This window comes from Paenibacillus sp. 2RAB27 (genome assembly GCF_052115445.1).
Classification (GTDB): Bacteria; Bacillota; Bacilli; order Paenibacillales; family NBRC-103111; genus Paenibacillus_E.
In genome coordinates this window covers 36,572-55,294 of the sequence record NZ_JBFRGR010000027.1, presented here as the reverse complement: position 1 = coordinate 55,294, position 18,723 = coordinate 36,572, and the positions used below count along the sequence as shown (strand labels likewise).

Here is an 18,723-nt window from a genome sequence, read left to right as displayed (position 1 = left end):
ACCTTCTATTACTTACTTCATACAGCTTTATTTTCCTTCTCAATTCGGATTGTTTTAAGAAAAATATATTACTTTTTTTAGGAAATAAGACCGAAGATTGTAGCGGAATCTTTGAAAATACACCAAGAAATAGCTTCTAAATCGCGAAAGCGCAACCAAGCTAATGATATTCAGCGATAGAAACCGATTCAGTTGAATTTAATTTTCCTTTTTTTAAAATCAACACCCAGAAAAACCCATCTACTCCCGAATGCTGTTAGTAAGATTGACTAACTCAAGCACGCACCGCAGGGTCGCAATTTTCTACTCATATATTTTATTAAGGAGAGAAGAAGAAGATGAAGCATTCGCGAATGAAAAAACTGCTTATCCCCACGCTAGCCCTCACACTTGTTATGACGACTGGCACAACAGCCTTCGCTCAGAACGGTCGCGACCACAAGGACGATGATCGTAACAACAACGCACGCCAATCGTATGACAAACGCCCACAAGCACCTATCAAATTTGACTTCAAAGACATCAAAGGGAAAGAATTCGATTGGGCCTTAAGCTACATTATGAGTCTAGTCTCTAGGCGTATTTTCGATGGGTATCCCGATGGTACTTTTAAACCGCAAGAAACGGTCTCACGCATTGAGGCCATTACAGCAGCTGTACGGTTAATKGGACTCCGCGATCAAGCCGAATCCGATCAAGAAAAAGCGACTAAGCTGAATTTCAATGATGCAGCCAATGTACCTGCGTGGGCCGTCGGCTACGTAGCTGTCGCATTGGAGAACGATCTTTTCGCCGAAACCGATACGAACGTCAATCCAAATCAACCTGCTGATCGCCTCTGGGCCACAACGCTCCTCGTGAAAGCTTTGAAGCTTCAAGACGAAGCTGAAGCCAACATGAACGCAAGGCTTCCTTTCTCCGACGCATCTAGCGTACCTGCGGGTTCGGTGGGATATGTTAAGGTTGCCGTCGATAAAGGTCTCGTGAACGGCTTTGAGGACAATACATTCCGCCCTAAACAGCTTGTAACTCGTGCACAAATTGCCGCCTTGTTGGATCGTGCAGGCAATCAATTGCCGGGCAGCATTGATGGACTCGTGACAGGAACTGTCGTCTCGCCAGTCAATGGTAATGTACTAACCGTCCGAACGAACGGTCAAAACATTAATTTGACATTAAATCCCGATGTTTTTATTTACCGAAATGGTGCCAAAGTCAGTCCTTCCGCTTTGCAAATTGGGGACGTCCTTAAGATTCGTTCCAACGACAATTCCATCATTTACATTGAAGTTTCCCAGCCAACTGGCGGCAACCCGACAACGCCTACTCAAGCTGTAGGTGTAAAAACGGGCATGGTATCTTCAGCGGTAACTGGTAATACACTCACCCTTTTAACTAATGGGCAAACGATTTCCCTTCCTTTGAATAGCAATGTGCTTTACTTCCGTAATGGCACTCCGACGACGGCCGCAGGCTTGCAAGTAGGTGACATCGTAAGCACGCGCTCCTACAACTATGGCATCAGTTATGTAGAAGTCACGCAATCTGTGGGCACCGTTGGAACACCAACGAATTTCGCTTCGACTTTAACCGGCACGATGACTTATCCGATTAGTGATAATACGTTACTTCTAACCACGTCTAACCAACTTCAAGGCGTATCACTGAACAGTAATACCATCGTTTACAAAAATGGTGCATTTACAACTCTTTCAGCGCTTCAGGTTGGCGATATCCTAACAACGTACGCTTACAATCATATGGCTGCTGTTATTGAAGTAACCAAAAGTGTCTCTCCGGTAACGACGACAGGTGAGATGACCGGTACGATTGCTGGCCAGATCAGCAACAACTTACTCACGCTCACGAGTGGCGGACAATCTTACAGCCTGCAGCTTCACGCAAACACCTCGATCTACTCCGATGGTGTTCAAACGACAAGCGGCGTATTGCTGCCAGGTCAAGTGATTAAAGTGCATTACTATAACGGCGTTGTGCTCCATGCCGAAGTCCTACAGCGTGCTGATGGCACCTCGGTTACACAGCCAACCATTGCCCAGCTCACAGGTACGATCATTTCAGCTACAAACAATCTCATCGTGCTTGTCAGTGGCAATCAGGCGCAAGCGATTAATTTGAACGACAAAGCTTTCATCTATCGCAGCGGCACCCAAGTCAGCGGTTCAGCTTTGCAACCAGGTGATATTGTCAAAATCCGCTCCTACAATAATTCAGCCATCTATGCGGAAGTCACGCAACTCACCAATGGTAACACTCAGAACTTTAGTGTGTCTGGCACATTTAACAGTGTAACCTTTACGAATCAAGGTAAAATCGCCACAATCACCATTAACCAAACAGGAACAAATGGAAGCAACGTAACAACGACTTACAACGTGTCCTCATCCGTAACTATTACTGGCAACATGTCCAATTTGGTGCAAAATCACGCCATAACGCTGAAAGGCACAGGTGCGCTGATTACGAACATCAACATTCAGTAGTCAAAGAAAAAACGGTCCCCCATAAGCCATGGAAGTGGCGGGGGGCTTCTTTTTTTGTGAAGATGGAAGAACAATACACCAGATCGTTACTCCTCCAACTTTTCTTTTTTGAGTCGTGTACACTTGTGTGGGCCTCAAAAGTGCAAAAGAGCATCCTTTTAAATCGGAGTAGCTTAACTTGCTGAAATACGTGCGAATAGGCAACTATTTCTGGAGGGTTGGATTATTTTGGGACTTTTTGGTCCAAAAGGTTGCCTTTTTGCACTAATTCATCTAAATTCAGCCTATCTCGCTTAAAATAAGTGTATTTTTGCATCTTTGACCATTTATTTCATCGTGGCAACGCGATGGTGGGGGTGGGAGGCAAGTTGGAAGATGGCGATTCGGGCGCATTTCGCTGCTGTAAGCGTGTTTTTCATCGTTACAGCGCAGGTGGATGGCGATTCGGGCACATAACACTGCTGTAAGCGTGTTTTCATCGTTACAGCGCAGGTGGATGGCGATTCGGGCACATAACACTGCTGTAAGCGTGTTTTTGATCGTTACAGCTCGGGGAGATGGCGATTCGGGCGCATAACACTGCTGTAAGCGTGTTTTTCAGCGCTACGCGCGATGAGTCTGGTGCTTCGAGGCGATCGCCGTAGCCACAAATCCACAAAGAAAAGGAGCTAAGCGCAAACACGCTTAGCTCCTTTTCCACTCTATTTGGGCAGCAATGGTGCGCCCTGAATCACCGCAAATACAAGCTGAGCGGCTGCAGATTCAAGTCCTTCAAGCCGGCATGAACCAGCTTCGCGACTTCAATCCCGCCTTGCTGCTGGAAATGCGTGTTGTCTTCCACGCCATCCGGGAAATTCATGAATTCACCTGGCGCCAGCCACATGAATAGCCGTTTCGTTCCCTCTGGCCCTAAAGCTTCAAACAATGCCTTGCTGCTAGCTGCAAGATCGATCAATGGCACTTCTTCCGCCGCAGCCAACTCACGCATCGCGATCAGGTAATCGCCGTGTGTATCACGCAGCGTACCATCTTCCTCGAAAAACCGTCGTTGCACGGATGTGATCAGAATCGGATATGCGCCTCGCTCCCGAGCGCCGTCGATATAGATTTTCAGCGTTTCCTTGTAGGTGGAAAATGGCTCCGTAAACCGCGCTTCATCCGGCTTCTGGTCATTGTGACCGAATTGGATGAGCAGGTAATCGTGGGGCTTGATTTTGCCCCAAATCGTATCCAAGACACCTTCGCCTATGAAACTCAAGGAGCTGCGTCCCGACAAGGCATAATTGGCTACCGCTGCATCTGCTTTGACGAATAAGGGGAGCATTTGTCCCCAGCCTGCGTACGGATACCCGTCAGTCGGCTGATCGGTCACGGTTGAATCTCCTGCTAGAAACAGCGTACAAGCTGTAGGCACAGGCTCGATTTCCAGCGCATTGATGCGCGGTGCTCTACCTGTGAACGTAAGCTTCAACTGAGAACCTGTCACCCATACAGAGAAACTCGAACGGGCAAAATGCCCCGCCGAAGTACGTTGCTTATGAAGCACAAGCCTTCCTTCACCTGTGGTAATTGTTGTTTCTGTTTCAGCGATCTCATCGCCTAACAGGATCGAAACGCGATAGGTCCCGTCAGGAACATCCACCAGAAACGAAGTGTCCAGCGGGATGCAGAAATCTCTGCGCAACGCGCTAGGCTCCTCTCGATCCTTGGCATGCACATTCTTCACATGGCTAAATCCATATCCTACCGATTTCTCGTACTGAGTAAGTGGGGTGATCTTCGTATATCCTATGTCAGCACTACCGACCCCGAAATCGAACTTCAATGCGTGTGTCATCGTAGATTTCCTTTCTCTTATAACGGAATTTCGCCGCCAGGATATAAGGTTGAGCTGGACAAACGTTTGGGCTGCGGCAGTTGTGTACCGGATAGTCCCTCTCGCAATGCAAGCGGCCTACTTGCATAAATGGCGGCAGTTCCGTCATTATAAATGATCACTTGCTCTGTCCCACTACCACATACATCGGCATGAACAGCATATCCATTTAGCGGAAATTCAACAACAACGTTCATTTCCCCATCATATAAGGATGGCCATACACCACCGCCTCTGCGATAAGCAAGGATCAGATCTGCAGCATCAGCTTTCCATCCGCGAAGTGGCTCAATAATCGTCAACCAACCATCGGTTTGACGATCTTCTTTCCAGATCTCTTGACCTTCACTGTCCAGCAAAAACAAACCGTCCTTCCCCTTCAATCCCTTCCCATCATCCTCACGGACGAGTCGATCCAACCCAGCAATTTGCAACCCAGGTTTATCGCTGCAGAACCTGCCCAAGGCGATATGCTGCGATTCAATCGAGCCTTCATAGCGCCAGAGCTCTTTGCCGAAGCGGTCATACATCACTGTGACACTTCCGCCGATCACTAACTCTGGATGGCCATCTCCATTCACATCTCCGACCCAGATACAATCAGCATGATCATCGAGATCCTGACAGCTCCACAGCTTCTGACCATCATGGTCCAACAGATCATAGCCAGCCATGACCTCGTCTTTCCCATCACCATCCAAATCGTATACCCATGGGAAGTGACCAGGATTTCCTTCATGCGTCCATAATAGATTAAAATGACGATCGAGCGCCCACATCGTGTGATAGCGGTCTTTCAAGATAATATCACTCGCATATGCCCCGCCAGTCAAATTCGCCACGATGATGCAATCATGGGCGTGCTCATGCGGCAGCTCGTGCGAGGCTTTCACCTCGCCAGTCCTCCCGTTCAGGATGAGAAAGCGCCCATCCATCACGCAAAGTACTTCTAGCTGACCATCGCCGTCGATGTCAGCGATTTGTGCAGGGTAGTCGGACCCTGCACTTCCAGCTCCGGAATCGGGCTTGCCTGTCTGCCACAGCAGATTGCCCTCCAGATCAAATGCCGTCAGGCACTGCACCTGATGGGGAATATATCGAACATCCTGACGGTTGTCAGGATGCACCAACAGCATCTCCATGCGACCGTCACCGTTCAGGTCGCCTAGAAGCATTTTGCAGCGCGGACCAGCCTCACGAATGTCTATTTTACCAATCAAATAAGGCTCTTTGCTCGCTTGTTCCACAGCCCATCTCTCCTGTCTATTGAGGTAGCCAATCCGATATAAGCTCAAGTGCGATAATCGTATTCAATGACCATTGTGCGGCCTCATTCGTACTCATCCAATCGATCTCTTGCAAAGTATCCACATGCGTGACGATAGACGCTTCCTCCTGAAGATCAACCTTAGCGAATGCGCTTCCCAGCAAAATAGCCCAACACTTCTCAGCCGTCTCATCGTCCCGCTTATAAAAGGCTCCATACGCAGTGATTGCTGCACTGAGCACAGGATGCTCGAAATTATTCGTGGATATCTGACCATGGGTCAGCTTATCCTTCTGCTCCTGTGTTTGATTATAATACACGCCAAGCTCCGCCATCATGTCTTCCCATTCGGGATCCTTCAACATGCCAGCAAGTTCGAACCACACCTGCGGTCCTCCCATACAAATGGCCAAATGTCTGCCCCAATTATCGTCACCAAGTGGCGAGAGTACACCTGTTTTCGGATCATACCCATAGGTCGGGCCAGAGATAAGCCCATAATTAGCATCCTTAATACAATTGATGCCCACCAAGATTTTATCCCGATACGACGTATCCTCATAGCGCTCCCAACGTGTCATCCAGTTCGAGCTGAAAGCCGCCCAATCCGGTCCCACACGGATATGCGTTGGATGCTCATCCTTCGGAAAGTAAGCGCGCATCGGATCCAAATTCACCGTGGTGAAATCCGAATCACGCACTTCATCCATAATATCCCCGACCCGCTCATCGGCGGTCAAATAATAGAAGTACCGATGTAAGCCCGCCATCCCGATGCGAGCCTCCTTGCAGCCGCAGCCCCAATGGACCACATTATGCCGAGAGCCGAGTCCCGCATATTCGCCAAAATGGTACAGGTCTACTTCACTTGTGTGCCGAGTCATCGCTTCTGCCATCCKGAAGATATCCGCTCGACCCGTCCGCAGGAACATCACCCATAGCCACATGTTGGGCGCAAGCTCTGTATTTTGCCAAGCACAACCGCCTAAATCATAGTTCCATACATGCCTGACAGGATCATAACTATGCATGTAATCGCCATAATCCCAGAATCCATACCACTTTCGTTGCTCAACTTCATCTTGATAAAAGGTAATAATGCCATCCAGCCTATTCTCTAGTTGCTCTTTCACTGGATGACTACGGTCTGGTAAACTCCAATAGCCAAAGGCACCTGACTCGTGATAATACCCAGGCTCGCAAATAAGAAGGGATGGATCTTGCGACTCTTCCTGCATGTGCTGCAACATCTCCATGCCCGGCGTCTCGCTCGTACACCACAGCATCAATTCACTCGTATTCGCAATTCCGTAGGGTGTTGCCCGTAACTCTTCAGCCCCTTCATACGAAGATTCCACGTGTGTTTCTGTATCATAATGGCGAAGGTCCATCGGTGTCCCGTCCGGGGACCACAACCAGATCGTTAATGCAGCCTCTGAAGCTGCTGTACCATGTACCTCAAAGCTAGATGGATGCTTCTCCCAGAAGTGTCGCAATCCCACCGCTAAGCCGCCGCCTTCACCGCCGACATAGCCCAGACCGCCAGCGCGCGCGCCATCTGTTACCTTGACCCAGCTGCATCCGGGTTTCGTCCGCTTCCAAATACGGTAATGCTCGGATGAATCTTGTACGATTTTAAAGCTATCCCACGTTGCCGAATCATCCAGCAGCCCAAGGAAATACGCATCCTCTGCGGGGTCAAATGTCGTTAATTCGCCTGCCGTTTGACGCTCAAATAACGCTCTATACTTCCCTTTGGTTCGACGGGTATGTAAGGTTTTGGGTGATTCGCTGAAATAGCCACGATCCCCTGCAAAACGAATATGCCGATTGTATTGGGCCCCTCTCATCGGCACCGCGAAGCGAATGCCTAGGCCTTTAATGAAATCCTCATGAGGATTTCCATCATAATGAAACGTATGCACGAGTTTAATTGTTTCCTGCCCCGCATACACATACATACGCATTGTAAAAGGCAGCCACTCTCTTGTTCCCGTCGTCGAGCGGAGTCTGCCGTCCAGCTTAACGACGGCCCGAATCGGTCCGGCTTGTTCAACAATAGCGCGTAGGACACGGCTTTCGAAAGTCTCTTCGCGACTTATCCGTACCCCCGACGCCTCGCTCAGTCCTTCTTTCAAGCCAATCAACTCGCCGCCACTGCATATTTCGTTGCCCTCACGAACGATGCTGCGAAGCCATTGTTTCCCCTGCTTGCCTATTGTGCAAATCATGACGCCTGTATCCAGCGTAATAGTATCATCCGTTTCCGTTACGGTAATTTGCTTATCCGACTCGGGACCCTTGCCTTTGCGAATAGCAAACCCTTCACCAGAACCGGGAAGGACTGCCGAAGCATGCGCAGACCATTTCACGCTGCCATCCGGCCAGTAAGCCGTCGGCCAGCTTTGGACCGGAACAGCGCCTTGGCCGTCATCCGTTTCCAACCGCAATGACTCATCGCGTCCAAGCTCACCCTCACGCCATGGTATTCCCCACGTTATCCCTACAGGCTTTGATGCCTCTTTGTTTAACCAACGCAGCTTAATTGCCGAATTCGAAGCCAAGCGAATCATCTCCTTTTCACATGTAGCCCTATTGTAGAAAGGAGATCTCTTGCGAACAAGCGGACATTATTGCTAAACAGCGATTTAGCGGTTTGCACTTTATTGGCAAACTCATACATTGTTGCTAAGTTGTTCGACTGAGCTCACGATAGCGCGTTGGCGTCATGCCTTCCAGCTTTTTGAAAATCCGATTGAAATACGTATGTTGGTATCCGACCTGATCGGCGACATCATTGATTCGCATTTCCGAATCTCTTAGCAGTTCTTTGGCTTTATCCATGCGCAGCTCCGTCAAGTAATCGATAAAGTTTTTGCCGGTCACTTGCTTAAAGGATCTGCTAAGAAAAAATGGATTCGTCCCCGTATGCTCCGCACAATTATCAAGCGATATATCTTGTCTGTAATTATTTTGCAAATAAATCATCGCTTGTTCGATAATGCGTTTCACTTGCGCGTCCGAACGACCAGACATCTCCCTCATGAAGGGACTTAGCACTTTATCCTGAAACCAGGCAAGAATTCTTGTAGACTCTCGAATCTGGGAAAGCTGTTCATATAAGTTCGCACCCTTGAAGAGGCGATTCGGATTAATTCCGGATACCATGATGGCGTGCTGAACATTGCCAAGCAAATGCAGCATCCCTTGCTGAACCTCAATTTCTTTGGCCMCTTTGCAGGTTAAAACCTCCAGGAAAGACACCAGCATCTCACTTGCTTCCCCTTCTTTTCCTGTCCGTAAGGCTTGAATGAGCTCCCGCTCCTGTGTAAATGGATATTGCAACTCCATGTCTTCATCTCCTGCATAATTGTCATGCTCCATATCGATAATCTGATTAACATTGTCGAAGTAACGATAGCTAACCGCTTGCTTCGCTCGTTCAAATGCGATTGGGACATCTGAAATCAGTGATACTGGCCGGCTGATCGCCATGGTCATGCGCATTTTCAAAATACGGTTAATCGACTGTTTCAAATCGTCACTAAAAGCTTGGGTGGCTTCCGTATAAGATTGATCCTCAGGCAGGATGAGAAGAATACCCGCTGTTAAATCGTGAAAGTTTAGGGTATGACACTTGTCAAAATACTGAGCCGCCAGCTCATCAATCATATTCACGGCCGCAAAAGTAACAAGTCCCTCTTCACCTAACCGGAAGTTCCCCTCCATGCTCGACATCCCAATCAACTGGACATAGAGGACAACGAATTGTTTATGCTTCACGTCCCACTTAAAACGCTCCATTCGATGTCGTAAATCATCTTCTGAATACGCATTCAAATATCCTTGCAGCAGTTGGTGCAGAAAGCTGTCCTTGAGGTGGGGAAGCTGTTCTGTCAGCTTCGTGTTCAGCTCGAGACTCTCGTTATGCAAATTCATCCACTTCGACTCCAGCAATGTGAATTCGTCTGCATTTTCGTGGTGAGTCGTGTTTCCACCCAGCATCGCAACAAGCCTTTTGACAGGCAAATAAATGCGACGTGAAGCCAGCCATGCGAGAATAGCCGCAAGTAGTAATACAGCAAGACTTACCGTGATAATCAACTTGGAAATAAAGACTACCGGTGATGTGATACTCGAAATCGGCGATGCGGATACATAGGTCCAATCTTCCGCAATTCTGGCCAAACTACCGTACGATACCGTGTATGTAGAGCCTTTCCAATCCATAAAAAAGGAACCTTTATTTCCTTTTAGTGAGTCAATTTTGTCACGAAGAGCGCTTACAAATGGAGATGACGACGTATGCCCGTTTGCTGAAACGAACAGTTCACCAGCGTTCTGAATCAGAAACGTCTCCCCGCCATCATAAGGCGTTAGCGTATTGAGCATATTGGCCACCTTCTGACTATCAAAACGGAAAACTAAGACCCCGAACGGTTTCAAACTTCCACCCGGAACTTGATGAACGAGCGTTAAATCTTTGTTATCCGGACGATTCGCATCAAATGACCATTGCGTCCAGTAGGTCGTATTTTGACCGTGGATGAGAGGTTCATATCTAGAAGCTGTCGCTGCTGTACGATTATCGATCTTCATATATTCAGGGTTGAACAGAACAGAGCTTGTTCCACCCACGTATAATTCAGCATGCTTCACCATCGCATTAGATCCCTGCATGGCGACCAGCGTTCTGGTAATATCCTGAGTCCGTTCGAAATTCCTTACAAAATCAAACCCATTTAAACTATAGTCAAATTTATTATCGAACGCCCAATGGGATAGCAGCAGCTCCAGATTGCCTAACTGGTCGTCGATATTTTGTGACCGTTGTTCAATTTGCCGATAATGGAGTTGAAGCAGCTCACTTTCCACACGCCCACCTGCCATCCAATACACGAGGACGCCCATCAGTAGCCCAGGAATACCCGAGACGATGAAGATCGTTATCAGACTCTTTTTGTAAAAACGACCTTGTCCACCCATCGTTTTGCTTAAACTTCTTGCCAGACCTTCTTTCATTGCTCGGAACATGCTCTCACCAACCGTTCGAAAGTTTAGTTTGGAGCGAAGACTTCAACTTAGAGCGTATACCGATTGGTGTATGAATGGAAGTTAATTTCCAGAGGAAATACATGACTTTTCCGACTTTTTGTGTTTAAAATGCAGTGGTGAGGGAGATTCAGTTTCTCCACGCCAACTCAACGTCCGTAAAAAAGCAGCTCCCTAATTGTCAGGAAGCTGCTGCCGGTGCAGAGACAGACTTGAGTTGGGCTAGAGTGGGACAGCTGCTCGTCACTTAAAGAAATTTTTCATTAATGGCATTATAAACGAAATAACACCCATGCCMATCTTCATAAAACTGCCGATGTTTCCAAAGAGGCCGCCTGCAGAACCACCTCCGCCAAGTAGCCCCCCAAGACCTCCACCTGATCCTCCTCCACCAAGCAAGCCGCCAAGCCCTCCGCCGCCTAACATCCCAAGCATGTTACCCAATCCACCTAAGCTGCCTAAACTAGAGATTTGGGCTTTGGATTTGTTTTTATTGCGGGGAAGTTTTTTTGTTGCTTTGAAGCCTTGGAGAATGACTTGATTAGCCTCAATGTCTTCCAAAATCCCATAGTATACGGAACCATCTTTAAGCCCAATACATACCGGTGTTCCTAAATGAGCCGCTGCTTGTGCAGCGATCGTTGACGATGTTMTGACTGCTGATTTTTGTACGGCATGACTGCGTTTATGTTTACTTTTGGACTGATGTAAAGGTTTCATGCTGCTCACGCATCCTTTAAAAGTAGTTATTCTTATCATCTTATGTTCAGCAGACAAGTTTTGACTGAGCTTTTAAGCACATTTATATAAACAAAGACCAGTCTTACACACTATTCCTAGTGGTGGACTGGTCTTTGTTTCAAACTACTATTTCTTCGCAGCAGCATACAAATCGTTCATTTCCTTCACCAAATCATCACCACCCGATTTCTTCCAAGTTTCAAAAGCAGCCTTCAGAGCCGCTTCGTCACTTTGACCGACGATGAATTTAATACGCGCATCGTTGATGATGTTATCCAGCTGTTGACCTTTTTGCGAGTACACGCTGGAGATGAATGGCTCAACTGGATTGGCCACAATGTTCGCTTCTGCATCTTTTTGAATCTTCGTCGTTTGCAAACGAAGCGGTGTTTGCTTCACTTTCAAGCCGCGATCTTCCGGAATAAATGGCAGCATTTGGTTCAATCCTTCGACTTCGGACTCGAGAAGAGCTGTATCTTTACTCACCACAAGCGCGTCGCCATCCTTCGTATAATGCTTGCCTTCGATACCGTAGCCAGCTAACGTTTGAAGATCAGGCTCATTCATTTGATCTAAGAATTTCAGTACACGCTTCAGTTCCTCTTCCGTCTTCACTGTGGATTTCGAAACAGCTAGAATACCTGCAAATCCGGAGGTAGGCAATGCTTTCAAGCCATTTTTGCCTGTGACACCAATCATATTATCTACATAATGAATGTTCGGATTATCTTTGCCATCCTTGGCAAGCGCTGCATGTATTTTATCATCCATACGTGCGGCATTGTCGGTTACGTCTACGATGACCCCTGCTTGATTGTTGGCAATTGGATCGTTCCACTTCGCTGAATCAAACACAGCAAAATCCTGATTAATTAACTTCTCATCATATAGCTTCTTCATAAATTTAAGGGCTTCCAGATATTCGGCAGTTTGATGCTCAGGTACGAGCTTCCCGTCTACAACGCCCCATTTGTTCGGTGCACCGAACCAGAGTTTCATAATATCAAAGCCGCTTGCCCATTGCCCCGTCCATTTGACCAATACCATGCCGTATGTGTCGTCTTTGCCGTTTTTGTCAGGATCTTTTTCTTTAAACGCTTTGAGCATGTTGTAGAAATCATCAATCGTTTTTGGAGGTTGCATACCAACAGCTTCCAACCAATCTTTACGATAGTTGATCCCATTCCGACCCAAAGCACGTCCACGGTAAATACCGTAGTTTTTACCATCGACCGAAGAGTTGTTCATAATGACTTGGTTCGCTTTGCTGAGGTTCGGGTAATCCTTCAAATATTTCCCAATTTCCCAGAACGCTCCCGATTTGGCCGCATTCACGAAACTCGGGTTCTTTACATCACCAACATAAATGATCTGAGGCAGCTTGCCTGAAGCCAATGTAATATTAAATTTATCTGTGTAGGAAGCGTTCGGGACCCACTCCAGATGAATATTGGTGTTCGTTTTCTTCTCAATTTCTGTTGTAACAGGACCATCATCTTTCGGGAAATTCGTTTTGAAGATCGGAAGCATGATGCTTAGATCCAGCGGGGCTAGATTTTCTGGTGCTTTGGTCGGTGTAGCTGCTTGTGTGGTTGAGGCGGATGCTGCAGGTGTTGCTGTTCCCTCTTTGTCACTGCTGCAACCAACGATTGTTGTCATGACAGCTGTGCCTACGGTTGCTGCGGCAACCCATTTTTTCGCATTTCTCTTCATCTAAACATGCCTCCTCTAAGTTATGGACTTGCCTTTATCGTAATCCGTTACCCCTTGACCGAGCCGATCAAGACCCCTTTGGCAAAATGTTTTTGCAGGAACGGATAGACAAGCAAAATTGGAATGGTGCCCACGACGATAACAGCCATCTTGATGGATTGCTCGGGCGGTTTCACGAAATTCGGATCCATGGCATTGATATCCCCTGCTGCCGCCTGAGATAGTAAAACAATCTGTCTAAGCATGACTTGCAGCGGCCATTTGGAGGGATCGTTGATGTACAGTAATGCTGAGAAGAAGTTATTCCAATGACCTACGGCATAAAATAAAGTGAAAGTGGCCAATACGGGCATTGATAGCGGCAGCACGATCCGCCACAGAAGCCCAAGCTCTGTACAGCCATCAATCTTCGCAGCTTCCTCCAATTCGGGAGGTATCTCTTGGAAGAAGTTTTTGACAATAATCAAGTTAAAAGCGCTAATCGCGCCAGGGATCATTAAAGCCCAGTAAGTGTCCAACATGTGCAGCTGACGTACAACCAAGAAGGTTGGAATTAAGCCACCGCCAAACAGCATGGAGAAAATAATTAGATTCAGCACCGTATTTCGTCCCATTAACCCACGCTTCGATAAGGCATACGCCATCGTAACGGTGAAGAACAAGTTCACAAAGGTACCAAGAACCATTACGTACAGCGATACCCCAATACTTTTCAAAATCGTATCTGTTGAGAAAATAAAGCGATAAGCAGATAAAGTAAACGTCTCTGGTATGAGAAACACGGAACGTTGTGTCAGTTCTGCATCCGAAGCGAACGACCCTGCTATGACATATAGAAATGGTAGAATGGCAACGATCCCTATAACGCCAAGTACAACATAATTCGTTACATCGAAGATGGTTCCGGGAACGCTCTTATATTGCTTTGCCAAAACCCCTCTCCTCCTTTACCTATCATATTCGTATTAATAAATGCCGGATTGTCCGAACCTCTTCGCTGTCCAGTTCGCGCCGAGTACCAAGATGACGCCAATGACCGCTTTAAACAATCCAACAGCTGTACTATAACTAAATGCTCCTTGCGTAATCCCCATCATATAGACGTAGGTATCAAATACTTCAGCTACTTCCCTGTTCAATGGATTCAGCATGAGGAAAATTTGTTCAAATCCGTTGTCCAATACATCCCCCATCCGCAAAATAAGCAGAATGACGATCGTACTGCGAATCGACGGCAGTGTAATGTGCCACAGCTGTCTCCAGCGGTTAGCGCCATCCACGATGGATGCTTCGTATTGTTCCACATCGACTCCAGCAAGCGCTGCAAGGAAGATAATCGTACCAAACCCGCATTCCTTCCAAATCGTTTGCATAATAATCATCGGCCGGAACCATTCTGGACTAGCTAAAAAGTCAATTTTGTGCCCCAAATATTTCTGCAAAAGCTCATTAACCAATCCGTCTTGTGTCGTTAGAAAAACATAAGTTAAGCTGGCCACGATGACTAATGATATGAAATGCGGCACATAAATTAATGTCTGAATGGTTCGTTTATACATATTGACTTTGATTTCATTTAATAGGAGTGCAAGCACAATCGGTGCCGGAAAGTAAAACACCAAATTATATAACGAAAGCAACAACGTATTGCGGAGGAGCATGACAAACTCTGGATTTTGAAAAAACACACGAAAATGCTCCAAGCCAACCCAGTCACTCTTCCAAAAGCCAAGAAAAGGCTGATAATTCTTAAAGGCAAGCAGCACGCCCCACATGGGCACATATTTAAAAATAATGAAATACAATAAGCCTGGTGTTAACAATGCATAGATCCACTTATCCTTGCGCAACCTTGCCCACACCTGTGATCTGCGAAGCCCTTTCGCCTCGGTCACATGAATCAGCTCTCTGTTGTTAGGAGCAGCTGCCTGCTTCATCCTTTTCACCTCCATGTCATGATCGCCTTGTGAGCGTTTGTAGCCCTATTATGCATCGTCTGTGATTTACCGCCTATCAGACATTCTTGTAAGCCCTTCCATTTGGTTAAATTCATGTTGTATCAAGAAAGTGCAAACCCGTCAAAACAGTTGAAACTTCCTAATTTACCCAGCAAGAATGTGTTATTGCCCCTGAGTAAAATAGCACTTATAGTAGAAACTAACTTTCTGATGAAAAGGATGGATGATGGTAATGGGTAAAAAGCTATATCATGGCGCGGCCTGGTATCCTGAGCTTTGGGATCAATCGGTCATTGAACAAGATATCGTTCTTATGAAGCAAGCAGGTATGAATGTTGTGCGCATCGGCGAATTCGCCTGGTCTAATATGGAGCCAACGGAGGGGAATATTGACCTTGGATTTTTTGTGCAAATGGTTAACCTCCTCCATCACAATGGGATAGATACTGTTATGTGTACACCGACGCCAACACCGCCAATTTGGTTCACGCACGGTCATCCGGAACGGATGTATGTGAATGAGCAGCTGCAAGTGATGGGACATGGGTCTCGTCAGCATGCTTGTACGAATCATCCTTATTTTCGTGAAAAAGCCGCCATTATCACCGAGCATATTGCACGGGCTATTGGACGCTTGCCAGGTCTGATCGGTTGGCAGATCGATAATGAATTCAAAGCCCATGTATCCGAATGTATGTGTAGAACCTGTCTTGTACAGTGGCATGAATGGCTGGAAGCGCGTTATGAAACCGTTGAAAAGTTGAATGAGGCGTGGGGCACGCAAATTTGGAGCGAATACTATCATAGCTTCGAGCAAGTACCGCAGCCTGGCCCTGCGCCGTTCTTGCACAACTCTTCCCTCAGTACGATGTACCAACTATTTTCGATGGAGAAGATTGCGGAGTTCTCAGATGCACAAGCGGCGATAATCCGCCAATTTTCGGATGCACCGATTACGCATAATAGCAGCGTTGCTTTCAGCGTAGATAATGAGCGTTTATTCCGCGAATTGGATTTCGCATCGTTCGATACGTATGCAACCTACGATCATCCAGCGAACTACTTATTAAATAACGACCTGTGGCGGAATTTTAAGCGCGGTCGAGATTACTGGATCATGGAAACGAGTCCCTCCCATGCTGCCTCACTTGCAAGCTACGCAAAGCCGCATCCTAACGGCTATCTCAAAGCGGAAGCTGTTGCCGCTTATGCGCTGGGAGCAGAGGCCTTCTGTTATTGGCTCTGGAGACAGCAGCGAGCAGGCTGCGAGCAGCCACACGGCTCTGTTATCAGCACATGGGGCAAGCCTACGGTTGGTTTCCCTAATGTGCTGGAAGTCGAGCAGGCTAGACGAGAAATTGAAGCCACTATCTTAGCGACTCGACCTACGCAAGCCGAAGTTGTTATGACTTATTCGGATCGCTCCAAAGCGTTTCTGAAAACCGAACCGCATCAAAAGCTCAATCATCGCGGACTTGTAACCAGCTTCTACGAGCGGATACTCCATCTAGGGCTTCACCGGGACATCGTGCCAGAAGGTGCCGAGCTGGCCGGGTACAAGCTGCTGTTTACACCATTCCTCCCTTATATCTCATCGGATCTGATGAAGCGTGCTTCTGCGTTCGTTGCCGAAGGCGGTGTATGGGTGGTTGGCCCTCTCTCTGGCGGACGCACCGAAGAACACACCATGCATACGAATGCTGCACTCGGTGAGTTGGAGCACCTAGCCGGTGTAGAAACGGTCTACACGTTCCCCATGGACGGCAGCGGATCCATCGGCAGCGCCTTTGGCGTTGCTGCCCCGCTTTCGCTTTGGAGCTCCGTCTTCGAGCCGAAGGAAGCTGTCGCCGTTGGAACCGTCGAATCGGGGCTGACACCAGGCCTGGCCTTCATTACCGAGCGGGTGTATGGAAAAGGCAAGATTGTCATGCTTGGTTCTATGCCGACCGGCGAGGAAGGCGAGCAATTGTTGAACAAGCTTATCCTGCGATATGCAGATGATGCTGGGGTGCAACTGCGTACTGATGTAACAGCAGGTACCATTGTTGCACCGAGACATGGTGATGACCGCGATGTGTGGGTCGTGGTTAACATGGACGGTGCGGGCGGCAGCGTAACTCTTCCACGTGATGGCGTCGACCCGATTACAGGAACAGCCTACCTTAAGGGGCAGCTAACACTTGGCCGATATGAACACAAAGTGATTCAATTCACAGCTAGGTAACAAATTTAGTTCAGAGGTTATCGTTATGCAAATTTGCTAGGTTCAATGGGTATAAGTACTGACAAGCAGCGTACACCTCACATACGCTGTCTAAAAAGAGGTGTACTCCTATGCCCACGTATAAAAGTAGTTCAATCAAGAGCAAATCCTGATATTCAAGAACGGGAAGCGCAATTGAAGCAGTTAGGCTTGGCAGTCGGGTATGCTTTTGAAGATCATAATCGAGGATTCCGAGAATTGGGTCTCGACGTCGCGATTGATTCCAAAGGGAGACCGTGGATTCTAGAAGTGAATACCCGACCACAGTTCTATCCGTTGAAGAACATGTCTAGTCGTAAGCTGTATCGACGTATGGTGAATATCGGGAAGCAGTATGGGCGAACCAAATGATGTGAGGACATAAGCGAAAAAAAAGCGGTATCCACGGACTGAAATAGGTCCTGGATACCGCTTTTATAAATTCCCGCTTTCCATTTTCATCCTCCTGTTTCGTGATAAAATTGAATTAGGAAATCCATGCAAACTTCCCTTTTCATCTCAACTACTGTAGGAAGAAAATATATTTTTCGTTTTTTTCAATAAATGATAGAAATCATATGTCCTTTGGCATCAAACATTGTAATGGGAGAATGAAAGGATGGCAGGTCATTGGAAAAGGTTAGAATAGATGAGCAACAGGAGCTCGTACAGCGCGCGCGTTCTGGTGATCGAGAGGCATTCGGTGAATTAGTACGTTATCATCGGAGTAAAGCTCTCGGATGGGCGAATACAATCGCGCAAGACAGCTCGCTTGCCGAAGACATTGTGCAGGAGGCACTCATTAGAGCATTCCTACACATGGGTACCTTGATGAATCCGGAGCGTTTTATTCCTTGGCTTCAACGTATCGTTCGCAACCAGGCATATATGAAAATGCGACGCGGTGGACCTTATGGCAAGGAACGACCTTTCTCTGACTTCAGGCAAAAAGCTGGAGACACGTCGACTGTTGATACCGATTGGAGCGACATTGACGAAATCTTATTACGTCTATCCCGCTCTGCTACGGAAGAAGCACAGTTTCGTGATGATCCAGCGGTTTCATTAGTACGAGCGGATATGTTGCAGTGTTTACGCGATTTACTTTCATGCCTTGGCAAGCGGGAAAGAGCTATATTTGAAGCTCATTTTTTCGATGAACTGACGCCAGCCGAGATTGCCTCACTGTTCCAAACAACGACTGCCAACGTTTACAACATATTGTCCAGATCCAAATCCAAAGTCTATCGAGAGCGAATCCGTGTTTCCCTTAACAGCTATGTACAGAAACGAGCAGCATTAGGTCGCCCAAAACGTGCCATTCTGGCCTCTCCCCCACTCTAACATTATCATGAAGGTGGTATCCTAAC

General features: G+C 47.2%; 13 protein-coding genes. 5 read left to right on the top strand and 8 right to left on the bottom strand.

What is annotated here, in order from left to right; all coding sequences use genetic code 11:
• Window positions 1-338 precede the first annotated feature (338 nt).
• A complete protein-coding gene (locus tag AB4114_RS27065) occupies window positions 339-2,504 on the top strand; it encodes an S-layer homology domain-containing protein (RefSeq protein ID WP_441991253.1) in 2,166 nt (721 codons plus the stop codon).
• 318 nt (window positions 2,505-2,822) lie between these two features.
• On the top strand, window positions 2,823-2,960 hold the full coding sequence (locus tag AB4114_RS27060; protein ID WP_441991252.1) for a hypothetical protein: 138 nt from the start codon (window positions 2,823-2,825) through the stop codon (window positions 2,958-2,960).
• Between the two features lie 274 nt (window positions 2,961-3,234).
• Here the strand turns inward: AB4114_RS27060 and AB4114_RS27055 are convergent, their stop codons facing one another.
• From AB4114_RS27055 to AB4114_RS27020, 8 genes are all read right to left on the bottom strand, one after another.
• On the bottom strand, window positions 3,235-4,341 hold the full coding sequence (locus AB4114_RS27055) for a rhamnogalacturonan acetylesterase (RefSeq protein ID WP_441991251.1): 1,107 nt from the start codon (window positions 4,339-4,341) through the stop codon (window positions 3,235-3,237).
• 17 nt (window positions 4,342-4,358) lie between these two features.
• Window positions 4,359-5,555, bottom strand: a complete 1,197-nt coding sequence (locus tag AB4114_RS27050) for an FG-GAP-like repeat-containing protein (protein WP_441991278.1) — start codon at window positions 5,553-5,555, stop codon at window positions 4,359-4,361.
• A gap of 88 nt (window positions 5,556-5,643) precedes the next feature.
• Window positions 5,644-8,220: an exo-rhamnogalacturonan lyase family protein gene (locus tag AB4114_RS27045; RefSeq protein WP_441991250.1), complete on the bottom strand. Its 2,577-nt coding sequence runs from the start codon at window positions 8,218-8,220 to the stop codon at window positions 5,644-5,646.
• A 115-nt stretch (window positions 8,221-8,335) separates the two neighbouring features.
• Complete coding sequence (locus tag AB4114_RS27040; RefSeq protein ID WP_441991249.1) at window positions 8,336-10,681, bottom strand: helix-turn-helix domain-containing protein; 2,346 nt, start codon at window positions 10,679-10,681, stop codon at window positions 8,336-8,338.
• Window positions 10,682-10,942: 261 nt separating this feature from the next.
• Window positions 10,943-11,419, bottom strand: a complete 477-nt coding sequence (locus AB4114_RS27035) for a hypothetical protein (protein WP_441991248.1) — start codon at window positions 11,417-11,419, stop codon at window positions 10,943-10,945.
• Window positions 11,420-11,566: 147 nt separating this feature from the next.
• Window positions 11,567-13,153: an extracellular solute-binding protein gene (locus AB4114_RS27030; protein WP_441991247.1), complete on the bottom strand. Its 1,587-nt coding sequence runs from the start codon at window positions 13,151-13,153 to the stop codon at window positions 11,567-11,569.
• 47 nt (window positions 13,154-13,200) lie between these two features.
• The gene (locus AB4114_RS27025; protein ID WP_171637394.1) at window positions 13,201-14,085 is read right to left on the bottom strand and encodes a carbohydrate ABC transporter permease; all 885 of its coding nucleotides are present in this window, start codon (window positions 14,083-14,085) and stop codon (window positions 13,201-13,203) included.
• 33 nt (window positions 14,086-14,118) lie between these two features.
• Complete coding sequence (locus tag AB4114_RS27020; protein ID WP_441991246.1) at window positions 14,119-15,090, bottom strand: ABC transporter permease; 972 nt, start codon at window positions 15,088-15,090, stop codon at window positions 14,119-14,121.
• Window positions 15,091-15,343: 253 nt separating this feature from the next.
• On the opposite strand from AB4114_RS27020, the gene AB4114_RS27015 reads away from it, so the two are divergent.
• The 3 genes from AB4114_RS27015 (at window position 15,344) to AB4114_RS27005 (ending at window position 18,697) form a co-directional block, all read left to right on the top strand.
• Window positions 15,344-17,335, top strand: a complete 1,992-nt coding sequence (locus AB4114_RS27015) for a beta-galactosidase (protein ID WP_441991245.1) — start codon at window positions 15,344-15,346, stop codon at window positions 17,333-17,335.
• A gap of 45 nt (window positions 17,336-17,380) precedes the next feature.
• A complete protein-coding gene (locus AB4114_RS27010) occupies window positions 17,381-17,725 on the top strand; it encodes a YheC/YheD family protein (protein WP_441991244.1) in 345 nt (114 codons plus the stop codon).
• Window positions 17,726-17,983: 258 nt separating this feature from the next.
• The gene (locus AB4114_RS27005) at window positions 17,984-18,697 is read left to right on the top strand and encodes an RNA polymerase sigma factor (protein ID WP_441991243.1); all 714 of its coding nucleotides are present in this window, start codon (window positions 17,984-17,986) and stop codon (window positions 18,695-18,697) included.
• The last annotated feature ends 26 nt before the right edge of the window (window positions 18,698-18,723 follow it).

Bases quoted from the DNA above. Each gene is read 5' to 3' on its own strand.
- AB4114_RS27055 (WP_441991251.1), bottom strand. From the start codon at position 4,341: ATGACACACGCATTGAAGTTCGATTTCGGGGTCGGTAGTGCTGACATA.
- AB4114_RS27050 (WP_441991278.1), bottom strand. From the start codon at position 5,555: ATGCTTCTAGGCGACCTGAACGGTGACGGTCGCATGGAGATGCTGTTG.
- AB4114_RS27030 (WP_441991247.1), bottom strand. From the start codon at position 13,153: ATGAAGAGAAATGCGAAAAAATGGGTTGCCGCAGCAACCGTAGGCACA.
- AB4114_RS27020 (WP_441991246.1), bottom strand. From the start codon at position 15,090: ATGAAGCAGGCAGCTGCTCCTAACAACAGAGAGCTGATTCATGTGACC.
- AB4114_RS27015 (WP_441991245.1), top strand. From the start codon at position 15,344: ATGGGTAAAAAGCTATATCATGGCGCGGCCTGGTATCCTGAGCTTTGG.
- AB4114_RS27010 (WP_441991244.1), top strand. From the start codon at position 17,381: ATGGGTATAAGTACTGACAAGCAGCGTACACCTCACATACGCTGTCTA.